Below are 12773 nucleotides of genomic sequence, written 5' to 3' on the forward strand. Positions count from 1 at the left end.
AAGCCAGTAAGTTCATCCTGGGTCACACCGCCAACGACTCCCTCAATGCTGGATAAATCGGTGATGCGGCTGCCGTCAATCAGACAGCTTTGTAAAGCTGTTCTAGGCTGCTTACCAGACAAATTACCGATCGCTACTGCTGGAGACTTAGAAATAACGCGTCGTTGCCGCAGCTCCAAACCTGCCGGTGAGTCCGCCCCATGTGTGAGGGCTGCCAATTGAAAGTTGTATCCGTTCAGGGGGCGTGACAGCTCGCGGCGAACATCGGCCCTGCTGAACCCTTGACGACAGCTTGATTTCCGGTTGCATCTCAGGTAGAGACCCGCCTGTGATGACCGCACATCCGGCTGGAATTCCAGAAGCCGACTGGCTGGAAACTCCCGCCAGCGTCAGAGCGCTGATCAACGCCCAGCAGCAGGAGATCGAGCTGTTGCGCGGCCAACTCACCTCCTTGGCCACCGAGTTGGCAAACCTGCGTGAGCGGATCGGACGCAGCTCTCGCAACTCATCCAAACCTCCCTCCAGTGATGGTCTGGGTTTTAAGCCGCCAGAACGGCGCAAGGGCAGTGGCCGCAAGCGGGGCGGCCAGCAGGGCCATCCCGGATCCGGACCAGAGCTGCTGTCGATCGAGCGGGTGGATCAGGTGGTGGATCACCACCCTGATGCCTGCCGCCGCTGTGGCACCTTGCTCCAGGGAGAGGATCTCGATCCCCTGCGCCATCAGGTGATCGAGATCCCGCCGATTACCCCGCTGGTGATCGAGCACCGGCTGCATCGCCTGGTCTGCCCCTGCTGTTCCACCAGCACCTGCGCCTCGTTGCCGGCGGATGTGGAGGCCAGTCACTACGGCCCAAGGCTCAGTGCACTGGTGGGCCTGCTGGGCAGTGCCTTTCCGTTGAGTTTCAGCAAGACCCAGGCCCTGCTCCAGCAGCTGGTAGGAGTGGAGATGAGCCGCGGCGCGATTGCACGGGTCCGCCAGCGCTTGAGTGCAGCACTGGAGCAGCCCATGCAGGAGGCCCTTGCTTTTGCCCGCGTGCAGCCGGTGGCCTACGTAGATGAAACTGGCGCCCCCACCGGCAATGCCGACGGCAACAATCCCACTGGAAAGCGGGGCTGGCAGTGGGTCATGGTCACCGCCGTGGTGACGGTATTTGTGCAAGGGCTGAGTCGATCGACGACCGCTGCCATCGAGCTGCTGGGGAACGCCTTTGGCGGGATTGTGGTGAGCGATCGCTTCTCGGCCTACAACCACCTGCCCACCAAGCAGCGCCAGCTGTGCTGGGCGCACCTGATCCGCGACCTGACGGCCATCGCCGAACGCCCGGGCGCCAGCGCTGAATTCGGAGCCCAGCTGCTGGGCCTGCAGCAGCAGCTGTTTGGCCACTGGCACCGCTACAAGGAGGGAAAGATTGACTGGCCCGCCTTGCAGCAAAGCTGCCGGCCGATCCGCCAGACCTTTGAGACCACGCTGCAGCGGGTAGTAGAGCTCGGCTACCAGCGCGGCGAGCGAACGCCTTGGGCCAGCACAGTGCGCACGTGCCAGCAGCTCCAGAAGGTGACAGGTGGGTTGTGGACCTTCCTGGAGAACGAGGGAATAGAGCCCACCAACAACGCCGCAGAACGTGCCCTGCGCCAATCGGTGATTCAGCGCAAGATCAGTCAAGGAGTCCAATCCCGCCAAGGTGCGATCTGCCGGAGCCGCCTGCTCACGGTCACCACTACCCTCAGGCAACAGGGGCGGGATGTCTGGGAGTTCCTGGAGCAGGCCTGGATCGCCCATCACCGCGATGGGGTGATGCCGTCACTGCTGAGCGATCCCTGAAGGCAGAAGAAAGGACAAGGAAGAGTCTCTGATCGCTCAGCGGTGAGCGATCAGGCTTGCATTCGTGCGGTGGGGCGTCCCGACCCCTGAACGCATACTGAAAGTTTTTGTGGCTGCGACTATGTAGGTTGACGAGTGTTAACTCTAAGGGGAGCCCACCGTCCACAGCCTTGACCTCAAAACGATGCAGCTGACTGCGTGAGAAATTGCGGCCTGAAAAGGAATCATGGCCTACTAGCGGCTTTATCCGGAAACCAGGTATTACCGCTTCTGTTAAATCTAATTGCAATGGCGCTGGCAATGGCAATGGGGCAAGAAGAAGATATAGCAGGACACACACAGCAGCAGTCGTTAACCCAAACAGTACGGCAATCAGCAGCCGGGGTGAGGGAGCATCAGCGTTCATCGAGAAGCCGCAATTGTTTCTCTAGAACTGTGATGTAGAGAGAACCAAACACACTTACGCTAATCGCAGCGAACACCATCGAGCCGGTGTCCTCATGAAAGAAATCAAACCACCAGTCCTTATTTGTCCAGTTGCTTGCATTAATCACTGCCAAAAGCACAATCCGTACAACGTTGCCGAAAAAAGCAACCAGGGGAGCGGCGAATAGCATCCAGAATCGGCTGCGATGAAAGGGCAACGGAAAAGCGAGCAGAAAAATTCCGGCTATCACCAAGAGCTGTGCGATCTGCCCCACTCCTGCACACGGTCCCGCAACGCGAATCGCTCCGCCAGCTAGCATCAGCTCTCGCCCAGATGCCGCGGCATTCACACCAAACGAAAGTAGTAATGCCTGAGAAACCCGTGCGGTGAGATGGCTTAAGGGCACCTCGATAAATCAACAAGCCAATGCAATATGCCTAATCTGAGCTAATATTAGATTGATGACATTCTAATTCTGCAGTGGGTCAGAGAGGCTTCTGGGACGAACAGCAAAGAGTCGCAAAGCTCAAGGAGAAGAAGCCGGTTCTTCAGCGACTTTCTGAATCGATCCCTTGGGATTCATTCCGCCCACTGCTTGACAAGGGCTATGTCCATGAGCGCAAGACTAATGCAGGGCGCAAGAGGATTGATCCGCTGATCCTTTTCAAGATGCTCGTTCTCCAGCAGCTTTTCAACCTCAGCGATGAAGAGCTTGAATTTCAGGTGAATGACAGGCGCTCCTTTGAGGAGTTTGTCGGGCTTGGTGTGATGAACAGCATTCCTGATGCCACCACAGTCGCCTTCTTCAGAGAGCGACTGCGCAAGGCGGAAGTTATCGAGGAGCTCTTCGAGATGTTTGAGGCATACCTCCGCTCCCAGGGCCTCCAAGCCCGCGGTGGCCAGATCATCGATGCAACTCTTGTTCCGGTTCCCAAGCAACGCAATAGCTGGCGTCCCAAGGCTTGGTGTAAATCCCCCGGCACCCCCACCCCGGCGTAGCCGGGGTGGGCCGCGCACCTCAGGTGGCTGGCCCAGCGGCTGGCGTTGCAAGGGGTGGGCAGGCCCGTTTCCCTGGTTCGAGAACCACCTCAACCAGACGAACCATGCCCAAGACTTACTGTGCCGCACCCGACCTCGCGCCGCTACTGGATGGCAGCACTGCCGGTGAGTTGATCCCCGAGCTGGCCCGTTACGGCCTGCAGCAGCTGATCGAGCTGGAGGTCGCTGCCGTGCTGGGTGCCGACCGCCACGAGCGCACCGAGGAGCGGCTCGGCTATCGCAACGGTTACCGGCCCCGCAGTCTGACCACCCAGGTAGGCGACATCGACCTGCTGATCCCCAAACTGCGGGCTGGCAGCTTCCTGCCCTCGATCCTCGAGCCCCGTCGCCGGGTGGAGCAGGCCCTCTACGGCGTGATCATGGAGGCCTACATCTGTGGGGTCTCCACCCGCAAGGTGGATGCCCTGGTCGCCGCCCTGGGATCCCAGAGCGGTATCTCCAAATCCCAGGTCAGTCGCATCTGCCAGGAGATCGACCAGCAGGTGCAGGCGTTCCTGAGCCGGCCCCTGCAGGAGTCCGGCTACGCCTACGTCTACCTGGATGCCACCTACCTCAAGGGCAGGCTGGGCAAGGCCCTGCAGGTCTGCTCACGGGCTGTCGTCGTCGCCATGGGGGTGAACGCGGACGGCCGCCGGGAGTTGCTGGGTCTCAAGGTGGGCGACAGCGAAACCGAGGGCTTCTGGAGCGAGTTCATTGCCTCGCTCAAGGAGCGCGGCCTCACTGGCGTCAAGCTGGTGATCAGCGACGCCCACGTGGGCCTCACCAAGGCCATCAGGCGCCAGCTGCAGGGCTGTGTGTGGCAGCGCTGCCGCGTCCACTTCGCCCGCAACCTTCTCCAGCGCGTCCCCAAAGCCCACCAGGGCATGGTCACCGCCGCCCTGCGCTCGGTGTTCGCTCAGGAGGATGCCGGAGAGATCCTCAGCCGCTGGGATGACCTGGCCGCCTCGCTGGCGGAGCGCTTCCCCAAGGCCACCGAGCTCATGAACGAGGCCAGAGAGGACGTGCTGGCCTTCCGTCACTTCCCGCAGCCTCACTGGAAGAAGGTCTGGAGCACCAACCTGCTGGAGCGGGTCAACGAGGAGATCAAGCGCCGCACCCGCGTCGTCGGCATCTTCCCCAACGACGCGTCGATCACCCGCCTGGTGGGCGCGGTGCTGCTGGAGCAGCACGAGCATTGGCAGCTGGAAGGCCGCCGCATGTTCTCCGCCGAAAGCATGGCTGCCATCCCGGAGCTGGAGGATCTGCCGGCCCTGCTCAGCGCCGCCGCCGCAGAGGTGCAAGACGCAGGCCCCAGGTGATTGAGGTGGCAGCGCCCCCACAGGGCGCAGCGGCCTCGATCGCCGCCCGGGGGCCGGCGCTGTAACCCCTGGGCTGCATAGAAGACTCCTGCCGCTCACAACACAGCCGCGATCAGACGAGAGACTTGACAAGTCAATCGTCTCGTTTCATCGTGGAAGAACGAGGTGCATCTGCACCTCAGGAATGACAGCCCGTCATTCCACCCTGTTCACCCTCTGAGTCAGGGCATTCGGGCCTCGGGTTTTACACCACGCAAAGGGACGCGGCCAACGCAATACCCGCGAGGAGAACAAAGAAATCAAAGCCGGGAGGCTGCCGGAGGGCTGGGATGAAAACCCAGATCGCTTGCAGCAGAAGGATTTAGATGCTCGCTGGACAAAAAAGAACGGCATCAGTTACTACGGTTACAAGAACAGCATCTGTATCGATGTTGACCATGGATTCATCCGCCGATATGCTGTCACTCCTGCCAACATTCACGACAGCCAGTTGCTCCCACGCTTGCTGGATCCAGAAAACGAACATGACTTTGTTTGGGCAGACTCAGCGTATTCAGGTGAATGCTTTGAGGATCTTCTGAGTCTAGGTGGCTTCGAAAGCCTGATCCATGAAAAAGGTGCTCGCAATCATCCTCTCAGCGACAAAGCCAAGGAACTGAATCGTGTCAAGTCGTCAATCAGAGCTTGTGTGGAGCATGTCTTCGGCTGCATGACTATGTCCATGGGTGGAAAACTGACAAGAAAAATTGGGCTAGAAAGGAATGATGCTTGGTGGGGCCTCAAGAACCTGACCTTCAACTTCCTTCGTTATCTCCAGCGCTCTTCCCATATAGCAACTGTTGCATGAATCTCCCAGAGAAGCTCCCATAGTTCAGGAGATCTCGTCAATAGACGATATAAGGCTCTCATGCTCTGCCGCCTCTTCGGCGGCTTTTTCGTGTCCACAGAGACCTTGCGAATAGCTGATTATTCGAGGTGGCCATAAGTTACTTGATCGGTATATGGCATCACACTTAATCGATTCAGTAATCAAGCCGACTGCAAGATTGGGTGAGCGTATGAACTGGCTACGCTTATATTACTTTTCCCACAATCGGAAGAGCTTCTGAATGTTAACACGGATATCTGATCTTTTCGCAAGTTTGAAGCCAAGCTCGCGGAGCTCCGAAGGATAGGGACTGGACAGGATGTCAACAGCTTCTGTGATTTCGTTAAATACAAAGCCTGCTCCCCCAATGTAGTCTTGGATGTCAGGACGGATATTCTGCATTAAAACACCACATCCGCTGGCTTGCGCTTCTGCAATAGCCATCGGCCAGCCTACCGTTGCCAGAGATGAATTCGCTGTATAAACAAGCCATTCGCAAGATTTGTAGAGCTTTGGCATGTCATATGGCTCTACATTTGCAATTAAATCTACTGGGCTTCCTAGTCTAGAGTTGAGTTCTGAAAAATTCCTCTCACAGGAACTGTTGTTGTGGCCAACGGGGCAATATAAAAAACGTTTGGATGTCTGAAGTCTCGCAATTATTGCGTAGGAAGCAATGTCTTTTTTGGGGATCATTGCACCAGTATTGAATACATATGAGCCATTCTGTGACCTATCGTAAAATCTCGAGTAATCCACGACTGGGAAGTCAGCGACTATGGCTGACTCGGGCACTCCCGCTTGTGTCAATAGGCTGCGTAAGAAGGGAAAGCAAATAATGCCATAGCATCTTGACGACTTAGAATAAGTAGCTAGCTCTTTAAGTCTCTCTGGCGGAATATTAATTAGGTCATATGAATGGGTTCGTATCGTAAAAGGGGCTCCGCCGGCCATCCGAGAGGCCATGTCTAGTAATGGAAGGTTGTGAAAATAGTGACCATGGATAATATCTGGCTGGAACTCTCTGATTATTTTCTTTAGGTCGTCCGTGGACGTTATTGGTAAGTATGGATGGTGTGATCTGTACTTGGCTGGAGAGGATCCAAAGGATGCCACGACGATCTCGTAAGAAAGAGAGGCATATTTAATTTCATTCTCCTTGTATGTCTGGGAAAGGCAAGGATATCCATCGATAATGAAGAGGACTCTTTTTTTCATGATGCGTAGTCCCCTTGCTTGCAGTCAAGAGGACTCTAGCAATCGGAGGATGGCTTTTGCCAGAAAGTCTAATCCTTTGAGGTGGTCTGGCTTTTCTGGACAGGCCCCATCGTTAACCTCTGAGGCGGGGTACCGCCCCTGAAAGGGGCTCCCACCGATGAGCAAGCGCCGCACCCACAGCCCCGAGTTCAAGGCCAGGGTCGCCATGGAGGCGATCAGTGGCCGCAAGACGATCCAGGAGATCGCCGCCGACCACGCCATCCACCCGATCCAGGTGAGCCAGTGGAAGCGGCAGCTCCTGGACGGTGCCAGCGAGCTCTTCACCCGAGGCAAGAAGACCAAGGACAAGGAGGAGGGGCAGGCCAAGGAGGCGGAGCTGTTCCAGCAGATCGGACGGCTGCAGATGGAGCTGGAGTGGCTCAAAAAAAAGTCTCAACTGCTCTGATGCCCGTGAACTGCGCAAGCTGGTCGATCACGACCACCCCGAGCTCAGCATCAGCAGGCAGTGTGCGCTGCTGGGGCTGCCTCGATCCACGCTGTACTACCGGCCGACACCGGTCCGTGTATCGACGCTGCGGATCATGGCCAGGATCGATGCTCTCTACCTGGAGGATCCCTGCAGCGGCAGCCGCCGGATGGTGGACTATCTGGCCCAAGATGGTATCCCGATCAGCCGAGATCGAGTGCGAAACCTCATGCGGCGCATGGGATTACGGGCGATCTACCAGAAGCCCCGGACGACGGTTCCAGGTGATCCGTCCGTGCGGTTCCCCTGCCTGGTGGACCTCACGCAGGTCACGTCGGTGGATCAGGTCTGGGCGACCGACATCACCTACATCCCTCTGCAGAAAGGGTTCCTCTATCTGGTGGCGATCATGGATCTCCATTCCAGGCATGTGCTCAGCTGGAGGCTCTCCAACAGCCTTGACACGAAGTTCTGTCTGGAGGCCCTGGAGATGGCCTTGGGAGGCGGCCGTAGGCCAGAGATCTTCCACTCCGATCAAGGCTGTCAGTTCACGTCCGCTGACTTTGTGGCCAGACTCAAAGGGGAGCGGATCCAGATCAGCTGGTCCGGCAGAAAGCGGTGCTACGACAACATCCTTGTTGAACGGCTGTGGAGGACTGTCAAGTACGAGGAGGTCTACCTACGGGCATACAGCGATGGCTGGGACGCTGAAATCAGCCTGGCCCGCTTCCTGTGGCGGTATTGCCATGTAAGACCTCACAGTTCCCTTGGAGGCAAAACTCCCCACGCGGTCTACACTGAGGCCGAACCATGTTCCACCCGTCCTGGGTTAACGATGTCAGGGGCCGGAACTGTCCAATAAAAGGCACCCACCTCAGAGCCCAGCCAACCGCCTGTCGATGTACATGCCGCAGAGCAGGGGCTGATCGAAGCCGGTCTGAAACTTGTTCGCCACCAGCAGGATCTGGTAGTCCTCCCCCTTGAAGGCTTCGCGGATGTCGCTCTTGAGCCCTGGGTTGAGGGCCTGGCTGTGCTCGGTGAATCCATCAGGACCGCTCTCGGGGTCGTTCACCTCGCCGCTGAAGGCCACCAAGGTGCCGAGGGGGTAGCCCTTGCCCTTGATGTACTTGTCGATCGCCAGCTTCCAGCGCACCGCTTCCTTGCGGCTGGCGACGACGACCATGGCCTTCGCTTTGCCGTCGAGCAGCGGCCAGACGTACTGACGGAAGTGCTCAACGATCAGTTGAACCCTTTGGGCGATGTTGTGGGGGTGAAGCTTGACCCAGATCATCAGCTTCTTGAGGGCCGCGCTGCGTTCCACCTCCTCGTTGGAGATGGCCTGCCCCTGCTGGGCCAGCTGGAAAGCCAGCTTGTAGCTGGTGTAGTTCTGCAAGACGTCGAGGATGAAGCCCTCCTCGATCGCCTGCCGCATCGAATAAACGTGGAACGGCTCCGGCAGGTTGCCGTCCCCAGCGGGCTCGCTGGGGTTGGGGCGTCTGCCGAACAGCTCCAGTGTCTTGGCCTTGGGCGTGGCGGTGAAGGCCACGTAGGTGATGCCGCTCTCCTTGGCCCGAGCAGCCATCTGGGCCGCCAGCACGTCATCGATGGAGACCTCACCGCCGTCCTCCAGATCGGTGACCTCAGCAGCGGAGAGCACCTGCTTGAGCTTGGTGGCCGCTTCTCCGCTCTGGGAGCTGTGGGCCTCATCAGCGATCACGGCAAAGCGTTTGCCACCGGTGGCGGCCAGATCACGCACGGCCTGCAGGGCAAACGGGAAGGTCTGGATGGTGCAGACCACCACCTTCTTGTCGCCGCTGAGGGCTTCGGCGAGCTGGGTGCTCTTGCTGCCGTCCTCACTGGTGACGGAAGCGACGACCCCTTTTTTGCGCTCGAACGACTCCAGGGCCTCCTGCAGCTGGGTGTCGATCACATTGCGGTCGCTGACCACCAGCACCGAGTCGAAGACCTTCTGGTCGTTGGCGTCGTGCAGCTCGGAGAAGAAGTGGGCAGTCCAGGCGATGGAGTTGGTCTTGCCGGACCCGGCTGAGTGCTGCACCAGGTACTTGTGGCCAGGGCCCTCTGCCAGCACCGCCTCCTGGAGCATGCGGGTGACGACCAACTGGTGGTAGCGGGGGAACAGGACCCTGGAGATCTGCTTCTTCTTGTTGCGCTCCGCGATGCAGTAGCGACCGAGGATCTCCAGCCAGCTCTCCCGCTGCCAGACCTCCTCCCAGAGGTAGGCGGTGCGATGGCCATCGGTGAGGGGGTTGCCGGCACCGCAGTTCTTGCCACCGGGTTCTGACCCACGGTTGAAGGGGAGGAACACCGTGGAGAAGCCCGCCAGCCTGGTGGTCATGTGGACTTCGCGGTTGCTGACAGCGAAGTGGACCAGGGCACCGCTGGGGAAGGTGAGCAGGGGCTCGGGCGTCTGGCCTGGCGGCTTGGGGTTGCGGTCTTTCTTGTACTGCCAGATCGCGTCTTCGATGGACTGGGTGTTGTCGGTCTTGAGTTCGACCGTGGCCACCGGGAGGCCATTGAGGAACAGCACCAGGTCGATGGAGTTCTCGTTGTGGAGTGAGTAGCGGACTTGGCGCACCACCCGCAGCCGGTTGGCCTGGTAGCGGGCCAGGATCTCGGGGTTGAGGCCCAGGGCGGGCTTGAACTCCGCCAGCTTGAGGGCCTTGCTCAGTCCCAGCAGTTCGACGCCATTACGGAGTACATCGAGGGTGCCGATCAGATCCAGCTGTTGGCGCACCCGCTGCAGCAGGGTGTCTGCGGCCTTGGAGCCGTGGTTCCTCTGCAGGGTCTCCCAGGCATCGGGCTGGGCCTGCTGCACCCAGGCGATCAGGTCGGGTGGGTAGAGAGCGAGCTTGCGGTCGTAGTGAGCGGCATCGCCCTCGGTGTAGAGCCAGCCGTGGCTGCCGAGGTGGTCGCAGATCTCAGTTTCAAAGGCGCTTTCCTTGTGCAGACTCATCCGGCTGTCTCCTGACTGCCAAAACGGATGTTCTTGAGGGCTGGCCGAAGGGCCTGCTCCAGCTCGTTCATGGCTGAGATCTGCTTCGCTTGGATTGCAGGCCACTCATCTTCTAGTGAACGGTAGCCACCAGGAAGACTGATTCGAATTCGGCAAGCCCGCCGATCATCAAGCCTTTCCCAGGTGACAGGAAGAGTGATGGAGCTATTGATCTCTGCCTGCAACCCTTTCAACTGATCAAAGATACGCTTATTTTGCTCATCGTTGCCCTTTCCACGATCGATATACAGCTCGGCAGTGCAGTTGGCCTTGGTCACCCCATACCAGTAAGTCAGTCCAGGAGTACCAGATGAAGCACCTAGCCAGCTACTAATTCCTGGGGTGATGTGAGCATGGAGCTTTGCACCAGGTTGGGTGATAAGGGCCGCCCACCATCGCTTGCGGATCTCATGGCGTTCCGATAGCTCCTGCTTGGCCCGCCCGGTTGACTTCGCCTCCTCCGATGGGCCAACGATCAGGGTAAGGAGTGGAGCTGCTGGCGAATCTCCAATCCGTACAGCCTCTACCTTCACCAAGTAGAAATCTGCACTGGGAGACTCATTAAGCCAAGCCATAGCAGCAACATGCTCGGGCCGAGGTTCAGAAACAATCCAGATCCCCCCTCGGGCACTCCTTGCGGTTAGGTAGGTGATCAGTTTGCCTAGGTGGTCGTGATTGCTCTTTTCAAGCTGGTTCTCGATCACGTAGGTGGTGCCATCTTCGTCTTCAGCAACGAGATCAATACTGAACGATCCTGCTGCCTGCTCTCGGTCTGCAGTGATGAGGTTGAGATCGAGGGAGTCGTTGAGAATGTCGATGTTCTCCTGCAACCACTGGGTGAAGTCGTAAGCCTCATGCTTCCAGACTTCACGCAGAGGAACTCGCTGGAGCTTGCCGATGGATGAATGGTTCATGCGGCTGCGTCCACGGGCACCAGCCCCCGTACGTCGATCTGGCCCGTGACAGCAGAGGAAATCAGGGAGGAGCGACGCTCTTGGAGCAAGCTCAAGCTAGAAGAGGAATGGCGAATCAAATTATCAAAGCTAGCGGAAACCTCATTGAGAAAATCACAAATAGAAGATTGTTCGGCCGCTGGCGGCTCAGCAAGTATGAAGTTTAAAATGGTTCCTACGTTCACGTGCGGCGAAGTGGCACTGAGGTGGGTGCCTTTTATTGGACAGTTCCGGCCCCTGACATCGTTAACCCAGGACGGGTGGAACATGGTTCGGCCTCAGTGTAGACCGCGTGGGGAGTTTTGCCTCCAAGGGAACTGTGAGGTCTTACATGGCAATACCGCCACAGGAAGCGGGCCAGGCTGATTTCAGCGTCCCAGCCATCGCTGTATGCCCGTAGGTAGACCTCCTCGTACTTGACAGTCCTCCACAGCCGTTCAACAAGGATGTTGTCGTAGCACCGCTTTCTGCCGGACCAGCTGATCTGGATCCGCTCCCCTTTGAGTCTGGCCACAAAGTCAGCGGACGTGAACTGACAGCCTTGATCGGAGTGGAAGATCTCTGGCCTACGGCCGCCTCCCAAGGCCATCTCCAGGGCCTCCAGACAGAACTTCGTGTCAAGGCTGTTGGAGAGCCTCCAGCTGAGCACATGCCTGGAATGGAGATCCATGATCGCCACCAGATAGAGGAACCCTTTCTGCAGAGGGATGTAGGTGATGTCGGTCGCCCAGACCTGATCCACCGACGTGACCTGCGTGAGGTCCACCAGGCAGGGGAACCGCACGGACGGATCACCTGGAACCGTCGTCCGGGGCTTCTGGTAGATCGCCCGTAATCCCATGCGCCGCATGAGGTTTCGCACTCGATCTCGGCTGATCGGGATACCATCTTGGGCCAGATAGTCCACCATCCGGCGGCTGCCGCTGCAGGGATCCTCCAGGTAGAGAGCATCGATCCTGGCCATGATCCGCAGCGTCGATACACGGACCGGTGTCGGCCGGTAGTACAGCGTGGATCGAGGCAGCCCCAGCAGCGCACACTGCCTGCTGATGCTGAGCTCGGGGTGGTCGTGATCGACCAGCTTGCGCAGTTCACGGGCATCAGAGCAGTTGAGACTTTTTTTTGAGCCACTCCAGCTCCATCTGCAGCCGTCCGATCTGCTGGAACAGCTCCGCCTCCTTGGCCTGCCCCTCCTCCTTGTCCTTGGTCTTCTTGCCTCGGGTGAAGAGCTCGCTGGCACCGTCCAGGAGCTGCCGCTTCCACTGGCTCACCTGGATCGGGTGGATGGCGTGGTCGGCGGCGATCTCCTGGATCGTCTTGCGGCCACTGATCGCCTCCATGGCGACCCTGGCCTTGAACTCGGGGCTGTGGGTGCGGCGCTTGCTCATCGGTGGGAGCCCCTTTCAGGGGCGGTACCCCGCCTCAGAGGTTAACGATGGGGCCTGTCCAGAAAAGCCAGACCACCTCACACCAACTGTATCCAAGGCGCCCTGAAGATAGACAGCTTGAGAATTAAGCATCCACATGAGAAACCCTGGATTCCATACTTGATTGCAACGAAATTGCATCATTCGTTGGCCAAGGCAAAAATTGTCGGATGAGGGGACAAGCGCTGCATGCCCCCATCGCTCTCCCTCCCTTCCATAGAC

12 protein-coding genes are annotated in these 12773 nt (G+C 58.5%); 6 read left to right on the plus strand and 6 right to left on the minus strand.

What is annotated here, in order from left to right:
* Positions 1-331 precede the first annotated feature (331 nt).
* Positions 332-1822, plus strand: a complete 1491-nt coding sequence (locus tag H8F26_RS09530) for an IS66 family transposase (protein WP_197153750.1) — start codon at positions 332-334, stop codon at positions 1820-1822.
* Positions 1823-2217: 395 nt separating this feature from the next.
* Here the strand turns inward: H8F26_RS09530 and H8F26_RS09535 are convergent, their stop codons facing one another.
* The gene (locus tag H8F26_RS09535) at positions 2218-2655 is read right to left on the minus strand and encodes an archaeosortase/exosortase family protein (RefSeq protein ID WP_197153751.1); all 438 of its coding nucleotides are present in this window, start codon (positions 2653-2655) and stop codon (positions 2218-2220) included.
* A 74-nt stretch (positions 2656-2729) separates the two neighbouring features.
* Here H8F26_RS09535 and H8F26_RS09540 point away from each other — a divergent pair, with 74 nt between their 5' ends.
* The 3 genes from H8F26_RS09540 (at position 2730) to H8F26_RS09550 (ending at position 5453) form a co-directional block, all read left to right on the plus strand.
* Complete coding sequence (locus H8F26_RS09540) at positions 2730-3248, plus strand: transposase (RefSeq protein ID WP_231605115.1); 519 nt, start codon at positions 2730-2732, stop codon at positions 3246-3248.
* Positions 3249-3352: 104 nt separating this feature from the next.
* Positions 3353-4606: an IS256 family transposase gene (locus H8F26_RS09545; RefSeq protein WP_197153752.1), complete on the plus strand. Its 1254-nt coding sequence runs from the start codon at positions 3353-3355 to the stop codon at positions 4604-4606.
* Positions 4607-4952: 346 nt separating this feature from the next.
* Positions 4953-5453 carry a transposase gene (locus H8F26_RS09550; RefSeq protein ID WP_197153753.1) on the plus strand — a complete coding sequence of 167 codons (501 nt, stop codon included), beginning with the start codon at positions 4953-4955 and terminating at the stop codon, positions 5451-5453.
* Between the two features lie 231 nt (positions 5454-5684).
* Here the strand turns inward: H8F26_RS09550 and H8F26_RS09555 are convergent, their stop codons facing one another.
* Positions 5685-6692, minus strand: coding sequence for a glycosyltransferase (locus H8F26_RS09555; RefSeq protein ID WP_197153754.1), 1008 nt, complete (start codon positions 6690-6692; stop codon positions 5685-5687).
* A gap of 157 nt (positions 6693-6849) precedes the next feature.
* Here H8F26_RS09555 and H8F26_RS19395 point away from each other — a divergent pair, with 157 nt between their 5' ends.
* On the plus strand, positions 6850-7137 hold the full coding sequence (locus tag H8F26_RS19395) for a transposase (RefSeq protein WP_231597691.1): 288 nt from the start codon (positions 6850-6852) through the stop codon (positions 7135-7137).
* Between the two features lie 49 nt (positions 7138-7186).
* Complete coding sequence (locus H8F26_RS09560; RefSeq protein WP_231598221.1) at positions 7187-8020, plus strand: IS3 family transposase; 834 nt, start codon at positions 7187-7189, stop codon at positions 8018-8020.
* A gap of 12 nt (positions 8021-8032) precedes the next feature.
* Here H8F26_RS09560 and H8F26_RS09565 read toward each other — a convergent pair whose 3' ends face one another.
* The 4 genes from H8F26_RS09565 to H8F26_RS19400 form a co-directional block, all read right to left on the minus strand.
* Positions 8033-10132 carry a type I restriction endonuclease subunit R gene (locus H8F26_RS09565; RefSeq protein WP_197153755.1) on the minus strand — a complete coding sequence of 700 codons (2100 nt, stop codon included), beginning with the start codon at positions 10130-10132 and terminating at the stop codon, positions 8033-8035.
* Complete coding sequence (locus H8F26_RS09570) at positions 10129-11085, minus strand: DUF4268 domain-containing protein (RefSeq protein WP_197153756.1); 957 nt, start codon at positions 11083-11085, stop codon at positions 10129-10131. The genes H8F26_RS09565 and H8F26_RS09570 overlap by 4 nt, the downstream gene beginning before the upstream one ends.
* Positions 11086-11341: 256 nt before the next feature.
* Positions 11342-12214, minus strand: coding sequence for an IS3 family transposase (locus tag H8F26_RS09575; protein ID WP_231598222.1), 873 nt, complete (start codon positions 12212-12214; stop codon positions 11342-11344).
* 10 nt (positions 12215-12224) lie between these two features.
* Positions 12225-12512: a transposase gene (locus H8F26_RS19400; RefSeq protein WP_231597691.1), complete on the minus strand. Its 288-nt coding sequence runs from the start codon at positions 12510-12512 to the stop codon at positions 12225-12227.
* Positions 12513-12773: the final 261 nt, after the last annotated feature.

This window comes from Synechococcus sp. CBW1006, from assembly GCF_015840525.1.
In the GTDB taxonomy this organism is placed as follows: Bacteria; Cyanobacteriota; Cyanobacteriia; order PCC-6307; family Cyanobiaceae; genus CBW1002.

Coding starts and splice junctions, on each gene's coding strand:
- H8F26_RS09530 (WP_197153750.1), top strand. CDS start 332: ATGACCGCACATCCGGCTGGAATTCCAGAAGCCGACTGGCTGGAAACT.
- H8F26_RS09545 (WP_197153752.1), top strand. CDS start 3,353: ATGCCCAAGACTTACTGTGCCGCACCCGACCTCGCGCCGCTACTGGAT.
- H8F26_RS09555 (WP_197153754.1), bottom strand. CDS start 6,692: ATGAAAAAAAGAGTCCTCTTCATTATCGATGGATATCCTTGCCTTTCC.
- H8F26_RS19395 (WP_231597691.1), top strand. CDS start 6,850: ATGAGCAAGCGCCGCACCCACAGCCCCGAGTTCAAGGCCAGGGTCGCC.
- H8F26_RS09565 (WP_197153755.1), bottom strand. CDS start 10,132: ATGAGTCTGCACAAGGAAAGCGCCTTTGAAACTGAGATCTGCGACCAC.
- H8F26_RS09570 (WP_197153756.1), bottom strand. CDS start 11,085: ATGAACCATTCATCCATCGGCAAGCTCCAGCGAGTTCCTCTGCGTGAA.
- H8F26_RS19400 (WP_231597691.1), bottom strand. CDS start 12,512: ATGAGCAAGCGCCGCACCCACAGCCCCGAGTTCAAGGCCAGGGTCGCC.